This window comes from Kribbella caucasensis, from assembly GCF_004361855.1.
In the GTDB taxonomy this organism is placed as follows: domain Bacteria; phylum Actinomycetota; class Actinomycetes; order Propionibacteriales; family Kribbellaceae; genus Kribbella; species Kribbella caucasensis.
Window position 1 is genome coordinate 213,410 of sequence record NZ_SNWQ01000002.1, and the last position, 18,845, is coordinate 232,254.

Here is an 18,845-nt window from a genome sequence, read left to right on the forward strand (position 1 = left end):
ATGTACTGGTTCCTGCTCTTCCTCGGTGTGGTGGCGGTGTGGCTCCTTGTCCTCGCCCTGCTCGCCAAGAAGTTGTGGGGCCAGGGCAAGGCGTTGGCCCGTGAGCTGGTCGCCGCCCAGTCCAAGCTCGGGGAAGCGCAGTCTCAGGCCGGTTCCGGACGGTCTGGCCGGACTGCCAGGTCCCCGGCGTAGTATTCGGCCCAGTCTCAGCGTTGAGCCACCATCAGTTGTGAAAGGGAGATCCTCATGGCCCCGCTCATCGGTATGCCCCAGGGCGCAGAGTGGCTCGTCATCCTGGCGATCGTCGTGCTGCTGTTCGGTTCGGCGAAGCTGCCCGCGCTGGTGAAGCAGCTCGGCCGGTCGAAGAAGATCTGGGAAGAGGAGGTCGGACCGGGGAAGAAGGACAAGGACCCCGAGCTGACCGAAGGCCCCCAGACCTCCGCGGCCCAGCAGGTGAACCAGCCGACCCAGCAGCCGGCCGCCCAGCCTGCCCAGCAGCCGAACCAGGTGAACGGCCAGGCCCCCGGCGACGGCATGCCGCCGACCCACACGGCCAACTGAGTCACGCGTAGCCCCTGACCTGTGACGATGGTGAAGTTCGGACGGCGGAAAGAGCGCCGCCCGCAGGACGACGAGGGTCGGATGACCCTGCGCGAGCACGTCACCGAGCTGCGCAACCGGCTGGTCGTGTGCATCATCGCGATCCTGATCGGCACGGTGGCCGGCTGGATCTTCTACGATCGGCTGTTCGAATTCCTGACCCAGCCGTTCGTGACCAGTGTGAGTGAGCTGGCCAAGGAACAGGGCAGCACGAAGATCCCCGAGCTGACCTTTCCCGGCGTCGGCAACGCGCTGACGTTCAAGATCAAGATCTCGGCCCTGGCCGGGCTGGTGGCAGCCGGTCCGATCTGGTTGTTCCAGCTCTGGGCGTTCATCGCGCCCGGGCTGCACCGCAACGAGAAGAAGTGGGCGATGGTGTTCTCCGCCATCGCCACGCCGCTGTTCCTGGGCGGCATGGTGGTCGCGTACTGGACGCTGCCGAAGGGCATCGAGATCCTGCTCGGCTTCACCCCGCTGGACATCCAGAACCTGGTCGAGCTGCCGGCCTACCTCGATTTCGTGATCCGGACGATGCTGGTGTTCGGCGTCGCGTTCCTGATCCCGCTGGTCGTGGTGCTGCTGAACATGCTCGGCGTGGTGTCCGCGGCCGCGATGGGCAAGTTCCGGCCGTACATCGTGCTCGCCATCTTCCTCTTCGCGGCCGTCGCGACGCCGTCCGGTGACCCGTTCACGATGTGCCTGCTGGCGATCCCGATGTGCCTGCTCTTCGTGGTCGCCGAGATCATCTCCCGGTTCAACGACAAGCGCCGGGCGCGCAAGACCGAAGAACTGCTGGCCGACTGATGGGCCGCAAGATCGCGCTGGTGGTGAACCCCACCTCCGGCCGGGGCCTCGGCGCCCGGCTCGCCCCGATCGTGCGGTCGCGCCTGGAAGCGGTCGGCCTCACCGTCGCGGAGCACACGACCAGCTGCGCCGAGGACGTCGGCCGGATCTCCGCCGAGGTGATCGCCGAGGGTGCGGACGCGGTCGCCCTGATCGGCGGTGACGGCACGATCCACCTCGGCGCCCAGGTGCTGGCGAAGTCCGGGATGCCGTTCGGCGTGATCCCGGCCGGCACCGGGAACGACTTCGCCCGCGGCATCGGCGTACCGCTGAAGGACCCGGACGCTGCCGTCGACCTGATCGTGGCCGGCCGGACCCGCTCGGTCGACCTGGCGGTGGCGAAGGACGAGTTCATCACCACGGTCGTTGCCGGTGGTTTCGACTCCCTGGTCAACAAGCGGGCCAACGCGATGACCTGGCCGAAGGGCAATGCCCGCTACACCGTCGCCACCCTCGCCGAACTCCGCACCTTCAAGCCCCTCTCGTACGTCGTCACCGTCGACGGCCAGGTGATCGAGACCGACGCCATGCTGGTCGCGGTCGGCACCGGCCCGACGTACGGCGGCGGCCTGCAGATCTGCGCCGGCGCGGAGATCGACGACGGCCTGCTGGACATCACCATCATCAAGCCGGTGTCGCGACTGACCCTGCTGCAGATGTTCCCCAAACTCTCCAAGGGCACCCACGTCGGTCACCCGATGGTCCACACCCTCCGCGGCCGCTCGGTCCGACTCGAGTCCGAAGGCGTGACGGCGTACGCCGACGGCGAGATACTCGGCCCCCTCCCGGTCGACATCACCATCGCCCAGGGCGCCCTCACCGTCTTCGCCTGAAGCTGAGCAGCCAGCCCACCGCGGGGTTCAGGTACCGGCGTCGCATAGCCTGGGGCAATGAGCACCCCGTCCGAGAAGTACGCCGTGTTCCGCTCGGACCAGGGGCATCCGGCTGTGAGGGAGTTCCGGTCGCTCTACGACTTCAAGCTGGACGAGTTCCAGTTGCGCGCCTGCGCCGCCCTCGAGGACGGTCACCAGGTGCTGGTCGCGGCGCCCACCGGGTCCGGTAAGACGCTGGTCGGCGAGTTCGCCGTCCACCTGGCTCTGCAGCGCGGGCAGAAGTGCTTCTACACCACCCCGATCAAGGCGCTGAGCAACCAGAAGTACAGCGACCTGGTACGCCGCTACGGCACCGAGAACGTCGGCCTGCTGACCGGCGACAACTCGATCAACTCCGAGGCCCCGATCGTCGTGATGACGACTGAGGTCCTCCGGAACATGCTGTACGCCGGGTCGCACACGCTGCTCGGTCTCTCCTACGTCGTGATGGACGAGGTGCACTACCTGGCCGACCGGGCCCGTGGAGCCGTCTGGGAAGAGGTGATCATCCACCTGCCCGACTCGGTCGCGGTGGTGTCGCTGTCGGCCACGGTGAGCAACGCCGAGGAGTTCGGCGACTGGCTGGAGACCGTTCGCGGCAACACCGTCGTCGTGCTGGAGGAGAAGCGGCCGGTGCCGCTGTTCCAGCACGTCATGGTCGGCAAGCGGCTGCACGACCTGTTCGCGGGCGAGGCGCCGACGGCCCGTACCGGAGCCCCAGTCAAGCCGAGCAAGTCGGGCAACCCAGCCGCCAGGGCCAACCAGACCGACCTGAAGGACCTGGTCAACCCGCAGTTGGTCCGGATCGCCCGGGATGACTCGCGGATCTTTCGCGACGACTCGCGCAAACCACGACGACGCCGGGACCTGCCGAAGACCCGGCCGAGCCGGTCGCACTTCACGCCGTTCCGGTCGGACGTGGTCGAGGAGCTGGACGCGGGCGCGTTGTTGCCGGCGATCTACTTCATCTTCTCCCGCAAGGGCTGCGAGGACGCGATGCTGCAGTGCCTGCGCTCGGGCCTGCGGCTGACCAAGCCGAGTGAGCGGGACGAGATCAAGCGGGTGCTGGCCGAGCGGACCGCCGAGCTGCCGGACGAGGACCTCGGCGTACTCGGCTACCACGACTTCGCCGAGGCGCTCAGCCGGGGGATCGCGGCGCACCACGCGGGCATGCTGGCGGCGTTCAAGGAGGTCGTCGAGGAGCTGTTCGCGCGTGGTCTGATCAAGGTGGTGTTCGCCACCGAGACGCTTGCCCTCGGCATCAACATGCCGGCCCGCACGGTGGTGCTGGAGAAGCTGAGCAAGTGGAACGGCGAGGCACACGTCGACATCACGCCGGGGGAGTACACCCAGCTGACCGGACGGGCCGGCCGCCGTGGGATCGACGTGGAGGGTCACGCGGTCGTGCTGTGGCAGCCCGGATTCGATCCGCGCGCCGTGGCCGGCCTGGCGAGCACCCGTACGTATCCGCTCCGCTCGTCGTTCTCCCCGTCGTACAACATGGCCGTCAACCTCGTCCGCCAGGTCGGGCGGTCGAGGGCCCGGGACATGCTGGAGCTGTCGTTCGCGCAGTTCCAGTCCGACCAGGCCGTGGTCGGACTGGCCCGGCAGGTGCAGCGCAACACCGAGGCACTGGAGGGGTACAAGGAGTCCATCGACTGCCACCTCGGCGACTTCCTCGAGTACGCCGCGCTCCGGCGCCGGATCGGTGATCGGGAGGCGTCGGGGTCCAAACGGCGCAAGCTGGACCGGCGGGTCGAGGCGCAGGAGTCGATCGAGAAGCTGCGCGTCGGCGACATCATCCGCATCCCCGCGGGTCGCAGTGCGGGCTGGGCACTGGTGCTCGACCCGGGCTTCAGGTCCGAGCGGGAGGGGCCGCGGCCGACCGTACTGACGCTGGACCGGCAGGTGCGGAAGCTGTCGATGATCGACTTCCCGACCCCGGTCGAGGGGATCGACACGTTGCGGATCCCGAAGAAGTTCAACCCGCGCAACCCGCAGCAGCGGCGCGAGCTCGCCCAGGTACTGCGCAACCGCACCGACATGCTCGGCGAGGACGGACCGCCGTCGCGCAGCAAGAACCGCGACGTGATCACGCACGCGGACGACCCCGAACTGCAGGAGATGCGCGCCCAGCTCCGGGCGCACCCGTGCCACGGGTGTTCCGACCGCGAGGACCACGCCCGCTGGGCCGAGCGGTACTTCCGGCTGGACCGGGAGAACCGCGACGTGCAGCGCAAGATCGAGCAGCGGACGAACACCATCGCCCGCCAGTTCGACCGGGTCTGCCAGGTCCTCGACGCGTTGCACTACCTCGACGGCGACAAGACCACCGAGGCCGGCGACCGGCTGGCCCGGATCTACGCCGAGCTCGACCTGGTCGCGGCCGAGTGCTTGCGGCAGGGCGTTTTCGACGACCTGGACGTACCGGAGCTCGCGGCCTGCCTGGCTGCCCTGGTGTACGAATCGCGCGCGAAGGACGAGCCGTCGTCGCCGCGGTTGCCGCGTGGCGAGGTCCGGGATTCGCTGGAGCGGATGGGCGTGATCTGGCGCGACCTGTCCGCACTGGAGCGGGACATGCGGGTCGACTTCCTCCGGTCGATGGACCTCAACTTCTGCTGGGCCGCGTTCCGGTGGGCGTCGGGTGCGTCGCTGAGCGAGGTGCTCTACGAATCCGACCTGGCCGCCGGGGACTTCGTCCGCTGGGTGAAGCAGCTGATCGACCTCACCGAGCAGGTCGCCGACGCGGCCGGCGCCACCCCGTTGCGCGCGACCGCCCTGGCCGTGACGGATCAGATCCGCCGCGGCGTCATCTCGTACGCGTCCGTGGTGGACGAACCGGAGTAGTCAGCAACGCCGGATTGGAGCGGAGTACGTCGTGTTGCTGGCGTTGGCGACGTAGTAGTCGGTCACGTAGCTGCCGTCGGTGAGCCGGTTCCACACCGACGTGGTGCCGACCTTCGTACCGCTTCGCTGGCAGGTCACCCACGCCAGGGAGCCGGCCGGAAGCGTGCCCACCACCGAGTACGACGTACCGGGGCCGCTGCGTCTGCTCAAGGACGTGGTCGTCTGGTACGGGTGACTGCATCCGGGGATCGGGGGACTGTACGTCGTCTTGGACGGGGTGTTGACGTAGTAGTCCGTGACGTACGCACCAGTGGTCAGCTTGTTCCAGACCGTCGTGGTCCCGACCTTCGGGCCGAAGGTCTGGCACACCACATGCACGGTCGAGCCGGCCGGATACCCCGTCACAGCCGGGTAGCTCCACGAGGGCCCGCTGCGGGAAGTGACGTTGCCCGTGACGGTGTAGGCGAACTCTACTGACGCGACTGGTGCGTCGAACCGGTTGCTGTCGATTCTGAGGGTGACACCGCCATAGGTCCGGTTGTGGTCGCCCTGGTACTGCTTGGCGCGTTGACCGTTCGCCCAGTAGGAGTTCGGGATGTTCGGCCAGTTGGTCAGTGAGTAGTTCCCGTCCCACCGGGCGATCCACAGCGCATCCGGGCGGGCGTAGGAGGCGAAGTTGTAGGCACCGGCCAGATGCACGGCCCCTGAGTTCTGGTGGGCGTAGACGGCTGAGATGTAGCCGTGCCGGTGCAACTCCTTGGTCCAGGAGGACAAGTAGCGCAGGACGGCATCCCTACAGCTGGCGCTGCTGGCGTCATAGTGCTCCATGTCGCCGTAGATCGCACTGCCACCGACGAGGCCAAGTGCCTTGGCTTTGGAGACCGCGTCCGCCGCCGCCCCGGTCGCCTGCGCAGACGCCGTGGCCGGGTTCGATGACATCCGCAGCGGCTTCGTCGTGTTGCAGGGCGCCTGCCAGCCGAGGTAGATCGGGATCAGCCGCCAGCCCATCTTGGTCACGCTGCTCACCCAGCTGGGCGTCAGGTTGGTCTGCGCCTTGCACGCGCGGTTCCCGCCGCCGATGTAGATCCCGACCGCCCTGTACGGCGACGACTTCCACGCCGTCATCTGCGCCAATGTAGGCGCATCACAGGTGTCGAACGCCCACCCGACGTACCGGGTCGACGTCGCACCCGCTGGGTACGCGATCGGCGTCGAGGGCTCGGCCGCGGCCGACCCGGCCGCCCCTACGAGCAACAACCCACTTGCCATCAAGACTTTCAACCGCAGCAACACCGATACCACACCCTCTGGACGGACCCCACCTGAATTACACCGCTGAAACTCCACCACTGCAATGGGCTATTTCGGCGCCTGCCCGCGGCAGATCGTCCGCAACATCCGCCGCTGCAGATCGGGCGTCCACGCTGCCTCCTCGCCGGGCTGCCGGATGTCGGGCAGGATTGGGACGCAGACGACGAGGGAGGGAATCCATGCCGGAGATCGTTGAGCGTGACGAGCAACCGTACGTCGCGCTCAAGGGGACGGTCCCGATGGACGGGATCGGGGCGTTCGCGCAGCGGGGCGAGGAGTTGTTCGGCTGGCTCGCGGTACGGGACATCGAGCCGATCGGTGCGGTGTTCTTCAAGTACGACGTGGTCGACATGGAGAACGGCCTGGTGATGGAGATCGGCGTACCGGTCGAGGAGCGGCCCGACGGCGAGGGCGAGATCGTCACCGGGGTGCTGCCGGCCGGGCGGTACGCCAGTTCGACCCACATCGGCCACCCGGACGGACTGCTGAAGGCGACCAGCGACCTGCTCGACTGGGCTCGCGAGCAGGGGCTGGAGTGGGATGCCGACGGCAACAACTGGGCCAGCCGGCTGGAGGTCTACAAGTCCGACCCGGCTGAGGTCCCGGACGTGAACGACTGGGAGACTGAACTCCTCTTCAAACTGAAAGACTGATAGCTCAGACGGCGAGCACCGGCGCCGGTCGGCCCCCAACCAGCTGCAATCCCCCCAAGGCGGAGATCACACCGGCCCGGTGGCACTCCCCCCACCTGCTCGCGTCGCTGCGACCGTAGACTCTCAAGGTGGCCACTGAGCCTGGTGTTAACGCAGGCGTCGCGATTTACCACGCCCTCGCGGCGTTTCAGAGCGGACAGGTCCAGGCGGGGATCGACGAGCTGTCCGCCGCGCTGCGCGGCTTCACCGATGCCGGCAACGTCCGGCAGGCGGCACTCGCGTGCGCCCGCCTCGGCTGGGCCTTCGAGACATACGTCGGCAACCGCACCGCCGCCAGGGTCTGGTTCCGTCGGGCCGCCCGCCTGCTGCGCGACGAGCCGGACTGCCTCGAGCAGGGCTGGGTCGCGATCGCCGGCGCGGGCTGCGACGTGGACGACCCGAGCGAGCTGCGCTCCAAGGCCGAGCTCGCGCTCGACCGGGCACGCCGCTTCGGCGACGTCAACCTCGAGGCCAAGGCCCTCGCGGACGGGGGTCTCGCCTGCGTGCAGGCGGGCGAGGTCACCGAGGGCATGTTCATGCTCGACGAGGCTATCGCGCTCTGGTGCGGCCCTGCAGACGACCGCGACGCGGCGGCCATGGGCGTGTGCTCGTTCTTTACCGCCTGTTACTACTCGGCGGAGTTCGACCGTGCGAGCCACTGGGTGGACGACCTGCGCCGGGTCGGGTTGATCGGCCCTGCACCCGGAGCCGGGGTCTTACTCACCGGCCACTGCGCCGCCGTCCAGGCCACCGCCCTCATCGAGCTGGGGCGGTGGAGCGAGGCGGAGTCGCTCCTGGCCAGGTCCATAGCGGAGTTCGAGGCGTGCATGCCGATCCCCAGCTGGCATCCCGCGATCGCCTTGGCCGACCTGCGGATCAGGCAGGGACTCCTGGCCGATGCGGAGGCTCTGCTCGTCGGCAAGGACGCCAATATGCAGGCCCTGCTGCCGGTGGCGCGGCTTCACCTGGCCCGCGGGGAGGTCGACCTGGCGCTCGCCACTGCATCGCGTGGCCTGCGGATGGTCGGGCCTGACCGCCTACGGGGCGTCGAGCTGCTCGCCCTGGTGGCCGAGGCCGAGCTCGCGGCCGCGCGCGTCGGGGCCGCGAGGACCGCGTGCGACGAGCTGATGGACCGGGCCCGTGGGCTGGACGTGCCTCGCCTCCGCGCGCAGGCGAGCCGCGCGCAGGCCCTCCTGCTGGCCGCCTCGGGAGACCTGGCCGAGGCGATCAGCACGATGGAGCAGGCCCTGGATGCCGTGCCGAGCGGCTTGCCAGTCCTCCGGGTGGAGCTGCTCCTCGGCCTGGTTCGCCTTCACGAGCAGGCCGGCAACCGAGCGGCGGCCACCGTGGAGGCGGCCCGCGCCACCAGTGTCCTGGCCGGGCTCGACGTGGCACTCCCTGCCCGTGACACCGTCCTCCTGCAGCGCTTCGCGAGGACCGCGCCGCCCACGGGCACTACGGCGTTGCTGACCCGCGACGGAGCCGTCTGGAGCGTGAGCTGCGACCGGGTGAGAGTCCGACTGCCCGCGACGAAGGGGCTGCGCTACCTGGTCGAGCTTATCCGCGCTCCGGGTGTCGAGCGCCACGTGCTGGACCTCGTCGACGAGGTCGAGGGCGTCGCGGTCGACGGCCCGGACCGCCACCGCCTGGGGGACGCGGGTGAGCTGCTTGATTCGGCTGCCCGCCGGGCCTACCGCCACCGGGTGGAGGAGCTGCGCACAGCCGTGGAGGAGGCACTTGCCGACGGCGCCGACGACCGGGCCGCAGCACTGCAGCGGCAGTGTGACGAGCTCGTCCGCCAGCTCGCCTCGGCCTTCGGCCTCTCCGGCCGGAGCCGCACGGCGTCGTCGGCGGCGGAGCGCGCCCGCCTCAACGTCACCCGCTCGGTGCGCACCGCGGTCGCGCGCATCGGTGCGGAGCTGCCAGCTGCGGGCCAGATGCTGGACCGACGGATCCGCACGGGCGTTTACTGCGCCTTCGAGCCGGCGGCCGACGACCCGGTTCGCTGGATCGTTCAGTCCTGACTGAACGTGCGGGGCTCGAACTGAACGCCTCCGGGGTGGCGACGAACGCAATCCAGGAGGCTCCGATGGACGAGATCTACCACCCCGCACCCGACGTGCACGTGCTGCCGACGACCCTGCCGATCGGTCCTGCGGAGGTGCTGACAGTGAACGCCTTCGTGCTGGCCGCACAGGAACCCGTGCTGGTCGACACCGGTCTCGGTCAGTCCGGCGACGAACTCCTCGATGCGGTCGACGCCGTTGTCGGCCTGGCCAACCTGAAGTGGCTGTGGCTGACACACGACGACGCCGACCACACGGGCGCCGTCCAACGTGTCCTGGCAGCGGCACCCCAGGCCCGGCTGGTCACCCACGCCTTCTCGGCGATCCGGATGTCGACGTGGTGGCCGGTCCCGCTCGATCGCGTCCATGCGATCCGTCCGGGCGATCGGCTGTGGGTGGGAGACCGCACCTTGCGCGCGGTCGCGCCGCCCCTGTACGACAACCCCATGTCCGTGGGCCTGCTCGACGAGTCCACCGGCAGCCTGTTCAGCGTCGACTCCTTTGGTGCGGTGCTGGCCGCTCCGACGCAGGACGCCGCCGAGGTGCCCCAAGACGCACTGGCCGCGGGGATGCTGGCCTGGTCGGTCATGGACTCGCCGTGGTCGTCGATGCTGGACCGCGAGAAGTTCGCGGAGGTGCTCGACGACGTCCGTCGGCTCGAACCGAGCCGGATCTTCTCCTCGCACCTGCCGGCCGCGAGCGGGACCTCGCTCGAGCGGTTCCTCGACGTGCTGTCGAGCGCTTCATACGCCACGCCCGTCCCTGCCCCGAGCCACACCGAGTTCACCGCGATGATCGAGGACATGCAGGCGCAACTCGAGGCCGCCGCGGCCGCCGGCTGACGGCAGGCCGCGGGAGCGGCGTGCGGGGCGGGGTGCCGGGTCTACGCGGCTTCGGCGCGGAGTAGGTCGCGTAGTTCGCGGGCGGCGGTGTAGCCGGCTCGGTTGCCGCCGATGGTGCTCGCGGACGGGCCGTATCCGACCAAGTGGATGCGCGCGTCGCGGACCGTACGGGTGCCGTCCATCCGGATACCACCGGACGGTTCGCGCAGCTGCAGCGGTGCCAGATGTCCGAGATCCGCGCGGAACCCGGTCGCCCAGAGGATCGCGTCCACGTGCTCGGTCCGCCCGTCGGCCCAGACCACCCCGTCCGGCGTGATCCGCTCGAACATCGGCAGCCGCGTGTACACCCCACGCTCGGCCGCCGCCCGTTCCTGCTCACGCAACTGCAGCCCGGTCACACTCACCACACTCCGCGGCGGCAACCCGGCCCGCACCCGTTCCTCCACCTTCGCGACCACCTTGCGACCGAGTTCCGGTCCGAACTCCCCATCCGTCCGCCACTCCGGCGGCCGCCGAGTCACCCACGTTGTCGTCGCGATCTCGGAGATCTCCGCAAGCAACTGCACCGCCGACGCACCCCCACCGACCACCAGCACGTGCTGCCCGGCGAACTCCCCGGCGCCGTTGTAGTCGGCCGTATGCAACTGCCTCCCGCGGAAGGTCTCGATCCCCGGATACCAAGGCACAAACGGCCGGTTCCACGTCCCGGTCGCATTGACAATCGCTTCGGCTCGGTACATCCCGCGATCCGTGGTCAGCTCAAACCGTCCGTCCACTTCATGCACGCTCCCCACCGTCACCGGCCTGACGACCGGGAGCTCGAAGCGAGACTCGTAGTCCGCGTAATACCGCGGCACGAACTCGTTCGCCCGCTCGTCACCCGCACTCTCCGGTACTCCGGCCCCCGGCAGGTTCGCGATCCCGTGCACGTCGTGCATGGTGAGCGAGTCCCACCGATGTTGCCACGCTCCACCGGGTTCCGCGTTCCGGTCCAGCACCACGACCTCGTCGTACGGGCGGAAGCCGAACCGGATCAGGTGATACGCCGCCGACAACCCGGCCTGTCCGGCCCCGATCACGATCACCTGCGCATCCACAACCAGTCCAACAGCACCGACGGGCCCATCTCTTCCCGGACTAATCCAGTGCGCCGCCATCGTGCAAACAACATCACTAACGGCAAACTGGCTGCCCATGGACCTCACCGCGGCGTACGGCTATCGGCTGGACTGGATCGTCAGCTTTGTCGCCGTCGCCCGGTACGGCGGGTTCTCGGCGGCGGCTAAGGCGGTGTTCCGCGGCCAGTCCCGGATCAGCGAACACGTCGCCGAACTGGAGAAGTCCCTCGGCGTTCAACTCTTCGACCGTACTGCGCACCCGGTGGCCCTGACTCCGGAAAGGCGGGCCCTGCTCCCGGCCGCCGAGGAGATCCTGCACCGGCTCGGTTCGCTGGCGACGACTCGAGGGGAGGTGCGGTTCGGTGCTTATCCGAGTGCGGCGGCCTGGTTGTTCCCACAGGTCGCCGTGAAGGTGCACGAGGTCCGGCTGCTGCTGGTCGAGGGACCGAGCATCGAGCTGGAACGGGCACTCGTCCAGGGCGAGATCGACCTGGCGATCCGGCCCATCCACCCGCTGGTCGCATCGGAGGCGCTCGAACACCACCTGCTCTGGCGCGAGCCCCTCGTCGCGGTATTCGCCGAGAACCACCCGCTCGCCGCTTCGCCTTCCGTCAGCCTGAACGACTTGTCTTCGCTGCCGCTCATCTCGATCGGCGAGGCGTCGGGCGGCAGGCAGTTCGAGTCGCACCTGGCGTTCGCGTCGGCCGGCCTCAATCCCGAAAGCGTCTACCGCACGAACCAGCCGCAAACGCTGCTCTCCCTGGTCCGCCACGGCCTCGGCACCGGCGTCACCAACCTGCTCGCGGTAACCACCGCCAACCTCACCGGCGTACGCCTGGTCCCCATCCACAACGCCGGCGTCGAACGCCAAGTAGCCCTCTTCCTCCCCCGCCACCGCCCCCGAACCCCCGCCCTGAACGCCGTCATCGACGCGGTCACCACCATCCCCCCACCCCACCCGTAGCCCCGCGCAACACCGCACGCGCCCCCGGCCCGCCCCGCAGCCCCGCCCTGCACCCGCAGCCGGCTGCCCCGGCTACCCGGCCGCGCCGGGGCGGGGGATGGGGTCAGCGGATGAACTGGTCTACGTAGGTGGGGCCTAGGCCGTTGGTGGTGTAGTGGTCGCGGCATAGTTGGATCTTGGTGAAGGTGTCTTCGTAACCGGTCTGGTTGCCGTCGTCGTCGACGTAGATCATCGCTCCGGAGATGTTGAAGAACGTGATCATCTCCCCGGTGTCCTCGGGCACCCGCAGCGTATGGATCTCGCCCGGCGGCTCGTAAACGAACGACCCGGTCTCCGCGACCCAGTCGTGTTCGTCCTACTTCCATCTGCCCTTGATCACATACCCGAACACCGCGCTCGGATGCCGGTGCCGCGACACGATCCCCGCCCGGGTCACCTTGAGCAGGTTGCACCACTGGCCGGTGATCGTGTTCAGCATCAGCGGCCGGAACCACACGTCCGGCGCCTGCGGTACCCACAACCGGTCGTCGTCCGGTACGGCCGGTACGGCGATCTCCTGCGGAACTCCGGCCGAGATCGGGATGACACCCATGTCGTCTCCTCATGCACTCAGGTAATTCGCCGTACGCACTGGGTTGACGGCCCTACGCACTCAGATAGCCGCCGTCGACGGGCAGGACGGCGCCGGTGATGAAGGCCGCGTCCGGCCCGGTCAGGAAGGCGATCGCGGCGGCCACCTCGGACGGCGTACCCCACCGGGCCATCGGCGTGCGCCCCAGGATCCGCCCGGACGCGACCGGATCGGCCTGCAGCGCCGCGGTCAGGTCGGTCGCGATCCAGCCAGGCGCGACCGCGTTCACCCGGATCCCGTTTGCCGCCCACGCGACCGCGAGCGACTTGGTGAGCTGGACGATCCCGCCTTTGCTCGCGCTGTACGCCGGAACCAGCGGCCCGCCGAAATAGCTCAGCATCGAGGCCACGTTGACGATGCACCCACCGCCGTCCGCGAGCAGCCCGTACGCCGCCTCGGCCGCCCGCATCGCCCCGGTCAGATTGACCTCGACCACTTCCCGAAACACCTCGGGCCGATGCTCGTCGCCCCGCCGGATGATCCCGGCCGCATTCACCAACACATCCAGCGACTCAAACGACCCGACCAGATCTTCGACTGCCCCCGACTCCCGCAGATCAAGTTCCCGCACCTCGACCCGCGACCCAGTTCCGGCGGATTCCCCGAGCCCCGACGAGGCAACCTCAAGCCCAGCCGCCGAGGCGACGTCAAGCCCGGCCGCAACCACCCGAGCCCCATCGGCCGCCAACCGAACCGCAGTGGCCGCGCCGATCCCACTGGTTCCACCGACAACAAGCGCAGTACGAGCTGGCATGCCCGAATCGTGGCCGGTTCCGACGGCCCGAGACAACGAAGACCCGGAAGGCGGATGGGGGCGATCCGCCTTCCAGGTCAAGGGCCCGGATCAGCCGCGGGACTCGTCGATGTGGCGGTGGTAGCGGGCGCCTGCCTTGCCGCCGAGTACGGAAGCGATCAGCGTGATCAGGAGGACTGCGCCGAGCAGGATCAGGCCGCCTGTGGTGATCGTCTCGTCCGTCAGGGAGACCGACGGCAGGTCGACGCGGTCGAGGACGTCGTACTGCGAACCGGCGAGTGCGGCGATGCCGGCCACGATCGCGGTGATGACGACGCCGATCATCCAGACTCCGAAGCCCTGACGGCCGCCGTCGAAGCGGGCGAGCCGGCCGGCGACGTACCCGCCTTTGTAGTAGGCGATTGCAAGGATCAGGATCAGCACCGTGCCGGACACGAGGCCGATCGTGCCCGCCTCGGCTTCGGCCCGGTTCCAGTCGATGGTGATGGCGTAGTCGACCGCTGCCGCGACCGCGCCGACGATGCCGGTCAGCAGCACGGTGAGCCCGATGGCGATCAGCCAGCCGTAGAACGCCGCGCCACCCTTGAAGCCGCGGTAGACCCTGTCGAAGTCGGCCGGCGCCTCCGCCCGATGCTGCGGCTGCCGCTCGTCGACCTGTGTGTCGTCATCGCCGAACCGGCGGGTGCGCGGAGTGAGTTCCTGTGTGTCGTCGCGATAGTGCTGGACCATGTCGGTTCTCCTCACCAGGTCAGCCCCGTATCACTACTCCCGTACCCGGTTGAGGGCCACCTATGCGTGACAGGCCGTGTCGTTCTGATTCAGCTCTGTAGTCGCTCAGTTCAGCAGTTCGTCGATCTTGTTGTGGTAGCGCTGTCCGGACTTGCCGCCGAGCAGGGCCGCGACAAGGGTGAGGACGATGACGGCGGCCGCGGAGATGATGGCGCCGTTCGCCAGGACGTTGTCGGCCAGCGGCACATCCGGACGGTCCACCTCGGCGACCAGGTCGTACCGGTTGTCCAGCAGCGCACCGGCGCCGCCCGCCATCACGGCGAGTAGCAGCGCGATCATCCACACCCCGAACCCCTGCCGGGCGCCGTCGAAGCGCGCGAGCCGGCCGGCGACGTACCCGCCCGTGTAGAAGGCGAGGCACACCAGCAGACCCAGCACAGCGGCGGCTGTGATGGCGACCGTGCCGGGCTGTTGCTCCGCGTCCGCCCTGGTGTAGTCGAGGAGGTACGTCACGCCCGCGGTGGCCCCCGCGGCCACACCGACGAGCAGGACGGCCATGGAGTTCGTGATCATCCAGCCGTAGAACGCAGCACCGAACTTGAAGCCCCGGTATGAGATCGGCGGCTCTTCCACGATCGTGTGGGGGAGGGGCTTGTCCGGGATCAGACTGACAGTGGTCATAGCGCGATGGGCCGCGGCCCGCGCCTCCTCGTATCGCTGGGTGGACGTATCGGGCTGGGTCTCACTCTGGGGCTGGGTCATCGTGTCGGTGTCGCCGTAGCGCTGAACCACTGGTGTATCTCCTCACAGGTCGGACCGAGGGGCCCCTACCCCAACGACTGCCGGCTCATACAACGAATCCGCAGAATTAACGCGCGTCTGAGTTCACGGCGCCGGATAGCGACGCGGAGTGAACACGACGTCACCCGCCGGCCGGTTGACCGTCCGGGTCTGCGACGACCCAATCAGCAGCAGGCAGCGCATGTCTACGGTCGGCGGATCGAGATCTGCGAGCGTGGTGACGGTGATGGACTCGGCCGGGCCGCCGACATCCCGGCCGACGACCACCGGCGTACCGGGGGAACGGTGTTCGAGCAGCAGGTCACGGGTGGCGGCGACCTGCCAGGTGCGCGACTTCGACGCGGGGTTGTAGATCGCGATCGCCAGGTCCGCCGCGGCGGCCGCGGACAGCCGGGCGGCGATCACGTCCCACGGCTTGAGCCGGTCCGACAGGGAGAGCACACAGTAGTCGTGCCCGAGTGGAGCGCCCACCCGACTGGCAACCGCTTGCGCTGCTGTCATGCCCGGCAGCACGTGTACTGCGATGTCGGCGTACTCCGGTTCGGCGGCGACCTCCGTGACCGCGCTGGCCATCGCGAAGACCCCGGGATCGCCCGACGACACCACCACGACCCGGGAACCCTTGCGGGCCAGGTCGAGTGCGAACGCGGCCCGCTCGGACTCGACCCGGTTGTCCGAGCCGTGCTTGCGTTGGCGGGCCCGGTCGGGCAACCGGTCGACGTACGGGCCGTAACCGATGAGGTCGTCAGCCTCGGCGATCGCCGCACGTACCTCCGGTGTCATCCACTCGGGTCCGGCCGGCCCGAGTCCGACGACGGTGACCGACCCCTCGTACTGCTCGCGCGGGGTCGGTGGGGCGAAGGTGTTGTTGATCGGACTCGGCAGGAGGGCCAGGGAGAAGTACGGCACGGACTCCGGATCCACGTCGGCCAGTGGGGCCGTGCGCTGTGCGTCGGTGGTGGCCCGTTCGACGTACCAGGCCTCGTCGGCGCGACCGGCCAACTCGAACGCCTCGCGGACGTTGCCGAACGTCCGGCCGAGCTTCATCACGGCGGCGGCGTCGGTGTTGCGCAGCCGCTCGGCCAGTACGTCGGGCGGAAGGGTCCCGGGCAGCACGGTGAGGATCTCGTCCCGCTCGCACAGCGGCCGACCGAGTACGGCAGCGGCCGCACTGACCGACGTGACCCCGGGGACGACCTCGCACTCGTACCGGTCCGCGAGCCGCTTGTGCATGTGCATGTACGACCCGTAGAACAACGGATCGCCCTCAGCCAGTACGACGACGTCCCGACCGGCGTCGAGATGCGCGGCGAGCCGGGCGGCACAGTCGGTGTAGAAATCGTCCATCGCACCCTGGTACCCGCCGGGGTGATCGGTGGTCTCCACAGTGAGCGGATAGACCAGGTGCTCCTCGACCTGCCCGTCACGCAGGTACGGCGCGGCGACCGAGCGGGCGATGCTCCGGCCGTGCCGCGCGCTGTGAAACGCAACCACGTCGGCCGCTCCGATCAGCCGAGCGGCCTTCACCGTCACCAGTTCGGGATCGCCCGGGCCGAGCCCGACACCCCACAGCCGACCCGTCATTCGTCCTCGCTCGCGATCGCGTTGATGGCGGCAGCGGTCATCGCGCTGCCACCCCGGCGGCCCCGGACCACCAGATACTCCAGCCCCAGGTCGTTCGCCGCCAACGCGTCCTTCGACTCGGCGGCCCCGATGAACCCGACCGGGATCCCCAGTACCGCGGCCGGTCGGGGCGCGCCGTCGGCGATCAGCTCCAGCAACCGGAACAACGCGGTCGGAGCGTTGCCCACGGCAACCACCGAGCCTTCGAGCCGGTCCAGCCAGAGGTCGAGAGCGGCCGCGCTCCGGGTGGTTTCCAGCTTGGCGGCGAGCCCGGGCACGGCCGGATCGCTCAACGTGCAGACGACCTCGTTGTCCGCGGGCAACCTGCGCCGGGTGACTCCCGCCGCCACCATCGCCGCGTCGCACAGGATCGGCGCACCTTGTCGCAGCGCCGCCCGGGCACTTTTCACCACGTTGGGCGACCACGCGAGGTCCGTGACCAGATCGGTCATCCCGCAGGCGTGGATCATCCGGACCGCGACCTGCGCGACGTCCGCCGGCAGGCTGTCCAGCGCCGCCTCGGCCCGGATCGTCGCGAACGACCGCCGGTAGATCTCCGCGCCGTCGGTCACGTACTCGTACCTGCTCACCGAATCCCCATCACAGTCAGTTCGGCGGCCACGGCAGGACTGCCGTCGACCGAGTAGCCGTCGCCCACCGCGAGCACGTCGACGAACTCGCCGGCGGGCTTGCCGCATCTCCGCTCACACCCGGACCAGTGCACCGGTCGCTGGTTTTTCGGCTGGCGTGGCGTCAGCCGGCGCGCATCGCTCCGTACATCCGCCAACGCCTTCGCGCAACTGGGCTTACCCGCGCACGCCGTCACCTTGTTCCACGGCGACCCCGCATCCGTCACCAGCCCAACCTCGTGCAGCGCTCCCACGGCCGGCTCAGTCAGACCAGTTAGTACTACGGACCGCCAGGGCGTCACCCGAAGTTGCTGTGGACCCAACTCGACCAGAGCGGCAACCTGGTCCGCCTCCAGACTCCCCAACGGAACCGTCACCACCAGGGCCACCCGTCCATCACCCTGCCCGTGCAACCCAGCCCGAGCGGCCTCACCCGACGGCAGCGCGCCCGCCCGACCCACTCGCCCGGCCGTCGCGGGTCCACCACCGCCCGTCGCGGCTCCACCGCCGCCCGTCTGCCCGCCGGTCGCGGCTCCGCCGCCGCTGCCCATCCGCTCGCCGCTGCCCGTCCACATGTCCAGGCGAGCCACCACCGCCTCGTCCCCGTTCTCCAGTTCGGCCAGCCGCCAGGCCGACGATTGCTGCGCCTCCCGCTCGTCCAGGAACGCCTCGGCAGCCGCCAGCATCACCGGGACGACCTCGTCCGACCCCAACCTGATCCCGGTGTCCCTGCCCGCGAGCACGAGTGCGCCCTGCTCCGCGCTCACCATCTGGATCGCCACGTCGGCCCCCGCCCGCGCCAGATCACCCCGACCGTCGTCCAGCGCGAACAAGAACCGCCCGGGCAACTCCGCGAACCGCGTCCGCGCGCACAACTGACGATCCAGGTCGCCCGCAGCCGTCAGTACGTCGTACAGGCTGTGCTGGTCGAGCCCGGAGAGTGGGGAGGCGAGGATGTTGCGGATCCGCTCGTGCGAGATCGACGGGAGCAGACCGGCGTCGTACAGCCGGTCGGATAGCTCTCGGGGAGCGCCGGGGCGGAGTGCGCGGATCTGGATGTTCCCCCGCGAGGTCAGCTCGAGCCGCCCGTCCCCGAGGTCGGCGGAAGCGCCAGCAAGCACCTCCAGCTGTGCCGGCGTCAGCAACCCCCCAGGCAGCCGCACGCGCGCCAGTCCACCGTCAGCTGCCTCGTGCACAGCCAGAACACCCGGACAACGGTCCGGCCGACTCCTCTCTGAGCTGTGCACCCGCCGATGCTACGTCCCCACTTTCCGGCGACCGCACAAGGTGCGGACAAGCTATGACTTTGAGCACGGCCCAGTCGACTTCCGGCGTTCCCGGTAACCGACGCGTGCCCAAGGCGCGGGATGGAATAGACCTTGGGTACCGAGTGGTCGTCTGGCGGCCGATTCGGTGGCTGGTGGGTGCTCAAGGTCGTGAGGCGGCTCGTGGACGGGATGATCACCTTCAGGCTGGGTCGCTGGCTGGATCATCCGGTAACAGATAATCCCGCGCTAGCATGA

Annotated in this window: 19 protein-coding genes; 9 read left to right on the forward strand and 10 right to left on the reverse strand. The window is 69.1% G+C overall.

The annotated features are described in order from the left end of the window. From EV643_RS05160 to EV643_RS05180, 5 genes are read left to right on the forward strand one after another with little or no spacing between them, the layout of a single operon-like run. Complete coding sequence (locus EV643_RS05160; protein ID WP_133798797.1) at positions 1 to 192, forward strand: hypothetical protein; 192 nt, start codon at positions 1 to 3, stop codon at positions 190 to 192. 54 nt (positions 193 to 246) lie between these two features. Continuing rightward, entirely contained in the window at positions 247 to 561 is a 315-nt protein-coding gene (locus tag EV643_RS05165; RefSeq protein WP_133798798.1) for a Sec-independent protein translocase subunit TatA/TatB, read from the forward strand. A 27-nt stretch (positions 562 to 588) separates the two neighbouring features. Continuing rightward, a complete protein-coding gene (tatC, locus tag EV643_RS05170) occupies positions 589 to 1,404 on the forward strand; it encodes a twin-arginine translocase subunit TatC (RefSeq protein ID WP_238165370.1) in 816 nt (271 codons plus the stop codon). Beyond that, the gene (locus EV643_RS05175; protein WP_133798799.1) at positions 1,404 to 2,276 is read left to right on the forward strand and encodes a diacylglycerol/lipid kinase family protein; all 873 of its coding nucleotides are present in this window, start codon (positions 1,404 to 1,406) and stop codon (positions 2,274 to 2,276) included. Before tatC ends, EV643_RS05175 begins: the two co-directional genes overlap by 1 nt. 57 nt (positions 2,277 to 2,333) lie before the next feature. Continuing rightward, entirely contained in the window at positions 2,334 to 5,162 is a 2,829-nt protein-coding gene (locus tag EV643_RS05180) for a DEAD/DEAH box helicase (RefSeq protein WP_133798800.1), read from the forward strand. Here the strand turns inward: EV643_RS05180 and EV643_RS05185 are convergent, their stop codons facing one another. After that, positions 5,163 to 6,431 (reverse strand): glycoside hydrolase domain-containing protein, encoded by a 1,269-nt coding sequence (locus tag EV643_RS05185; RefSeq protein WP_238165371.1) that lies wholly within the window; start codon positions 6,429 to 6,431, stop codon positions 5,163 to 5,165. Positions 6,432 to 6,652: 221 nt separating this feature from the next. On the opposite strand from EV643_RS05185, the gene EV643_RS05190 reads away from it, so the two are divergent. From EV643_RS05190 to EV643_RS05200, 3 genes are all read left to right on the forward strand, one after another. Next, positions 6,653 to 7,126 (forward strand): GyrI-like domain-containing protein, encoded by a 474-nt coding sequence (locus EV643_RS05190; RefSeq protein WP_133798801.1) that lies wholly within the window; start codon positions 6,653 to 6,655, stop codon positions 7,124 to 7,126. Between the two features lie 128 nt (positions 7,127 to 7,254). Continuing rightward, entirely contained in the window at positions 7,255 to 9,189 is a 1,935-nt protein-coding gene (locus EV643_RS05195; RefSeq protein WP_133798802.1) for a hypothetical protein, read from the forward strand. A 65-nt stretch (positions 9,190 to 9,254) separates the two neighbouring features. After that, positions 9,255 to 10,073, forward strand: coding sequence for an oxygen-binding di-iron domain-containing protein (locus EV643_RS05200; RefSeq protein WP_133798803.1), 819 nt, complete (start codon positions 9,255 to 9,257; stop codon positions 10,071 to 10,073). Between the two features lie 41 nt (positions 10,074 to 10,114). Here EV643_RS05200 and EV643_RS05205 read toward each other — a convergent pair whose 3' ends face one another. Beyond that, entirely contained in the window at positions 10,115 to 11,158 is a 1,044-nt protein-coding gene (locus tag EV643_RS05205; RefSeq protein ID WP_238165372.1) for an NAD(P)-binding domain-containing protein, read from the reverse strand. Positions 11,159 to 11,267: 109 nt separating this feature from the next. On the opposite strand from EV643_RS05205, the gene EV643_RS05210 reads away from it, so the two are divergent. After that, the gene (locus tag EV643_RS05210; protein WP_133798805.1) at positions 11,268 to 12,155 is read left to right on the forward strand and encodes a LysR family transcriptional regulator; all 888 of its coding nucleotides are present in this window, start codon (positions 11,268 to 11,270) and stop codon (positions 12,153 to 12,155) included. A 103-nt stretch (positions 12,156 to 12,258) separates the two neighbouring features. Here EV643_RS05210 and EV643_RS44685 read toward each other — a convergent pair whose 3' ends face one another. The 8 genes from EV643_RS44685 to cobG form a co-directional block, all read right to left on the reverse strand. Next, positions 12,259 to 12,438 carry a cupin domain-containing protein gene (locus tag EV643_RS44685; protein WP_202869397.1) on the reverse strand — a complete coding sequence of 60 codons (180 nt, stop codon included), beginning with the start codon at positions 12,436 to 12,438 and terminating at the stop codon, positions 12,259 to 12,261. A 72-nt stretch (positions 12,439 to 12,510) separates the two neighbouring features. Continuing rightward, positions 12,511 to 12,747 (reverse strand): cupin domain-containing protein, encoded by a 237-nt coding sequence (locus EV643_RS44690; RefSeq protein WP_202869398.1) that lies wholly within the window; start codon positions 12,745 to 12,747, stop codon positions 12,511 to 12,513. Positions 12,748 to 12,799: 52 nt separating this feature from the next. Further along, positions 12,800 to 13,540 carry an SDR family NAD(P)-dependent oxidoreductase gene (locus EV643_RS05220; RefSeq protein WP_133798806.1) on the reverse strand — a complete coding sequence of 247 codons (741 nt, stop codon included), beginning with the start codon at positions 13,538 to 13,540 and terminating at the stop codon, positions 12,800 to 12,802. Positions 13,541 to 13,630: 90 nt separating this feature from the next. Next, positions 13,631 to 14,269 (reverse strand): hypothetical protein, encoded by a 639-nt coding sequence (locus EV643_RS05225; protein WP_133798807.1) that lies wholly within the window; start codon positions 14,267 to 14,269, stop codon positions 13,631 to 13,633. 105 nt (positions 14,270 to 14,374) lie between these two features. Further along, the gene (locus EV643_RS05230) at positions 14,375 to 15,061 is read right to left on the reverse strand and encodes a hypothetical protein (RefSeq protein WP_238165373.1); all 687 of its coding nucleotides are present in this window, start codon (positions 15,059 to 15,061) and stop codon (positions 14,375 to 14,377) included. A gap of 93 nt (positions 15,062 to 15,154) precedes the next feature. Continuing rightward, positions 15,155 to 16,654, reverse strand: coding sequence for a precorrin-2 C(20)-methyltransferase (locus tag EV643_RS05235; RefSeq protein WP_133798808.1), 1,500 nt, complete (start codon positions 16,652 to 16,654; stop codon positions 15,155 to 15,157). Next, positions 16,651 to 17,283: a precorrin-8X methylmutase gene (locus tag EV643_RS05240; protein ID WP_133798809.1), complete on the reverse strand. Its 633-nt coding sequence runs from the start codon at positions 17,281 to 17,283 to the stop codon at positions 16,651 to 16,653. The genes EV643_RS05235 and EV643_RS05240 overlap by 4 nt, the downstream gene beginning before the upstream one ends. Next, entirely contained in the window at positions 17,280 to 18,569 is a 1,290-nt protein-coding gene (gene cobG / locus EV643_RS05245; RefSeq protein WP_133798810.1) for a precorrin-3B synthase, read from the reverse strand. The genes EV643_RS05240 and cobG overlap by 4 nt, the downstream gene beginning before the upstream one ends. Positions 18,570 to 18,845 lie beyond the last annotated feature (276 nt).

Coding starts and splice junctions, on each gene's coding strand:
- EV643_RS05165 (WP_133798798.1), top strand. CDS start 247: ATGGCCCCGCTCATCGGTATGCCCCAGGGCGCAGAGTGGCTCGTCATC.
- EV643_RS05185 (WP_238165371.1), bottom strand. CDS start 6,431: ATGGCAAGTGGGTTGTTGCTCGTAGGGGCGGCCGGGTCGGCCGCGGCC.
- EV643_RS05190 (WP_133798801.1), top strand. CDS start 6,653: ATGCCGGAGATCGTTGAGCGTGACGAGCAACCGTACGTCGCGCTCAAG.
- EV643_RS05235 (WP_133798808.1), bottom strand. CDS start 16,654: ATGACGGGTCGGCTGTGGGGTGTCGGGCTCGGCCCGGGCGATCCCGAA.
- EV643_RS05225 (WP_133798807.1), bottom strand. CDS start 14,269: ATGGTCCAGCACTATCGCGACGACACACAGGAACTCACTCCGCGCACC.
- EV643_RS05160 (WP_133798797.1), top strand. CDS start 1: ATGTACTGGTTCCTGCTCTTCCTCGGTGTGGTGGCGGTGTGGCTCCTT.
- tatC (WP_238165370.1), top strand. CDS start 589: ATGGTGAAGTTCGGACGGCGGAAAGAGCGCCGCCCGCAGGACGACGAG.
- EV643_RS05200 (WP_133798803.1), top strand. CDS start 9,255: ATGGACGAGATCTACCACCCCGCACCCGACGTGCACGTGCTGCCGACG.
- EV643_RS05180 (WP_133798800.1), top strand. CDS start 2,334: ATGAGCACCCCGTCCGAGAAGTACGCCGTGTTCCGCTCGGACCAGGGG.
- EV643_RS05220 (WP_133798806.1), bottom strand. CDS start 13,540: ATGCCAGCTCGTACTGCGCTTGTTGTCGGTGGAACCAGTGGGATCGGC.
- EV643_RS44690 (WP_202869398.1), bottom strand. CDS start 12,747: ATGGGTGTCATCCCGATCTCGGCCGGAGTTCCGCAGGAGATCGCCGTA.
- EV643_RS05210 (WP_133798805.1), top strand. CDS start 11,268: ATGGACCTCACCGCGGCGTACGGCTATCGGCTGGACTGGATCGTCAGC.
- EV643_RS05175 (WP_133798799.1), top strand. CDS start 1,404: ATGGGCCGCAAGATCGCGCTGGTGGTGAACCCCACCTCCGGCCGGGGC.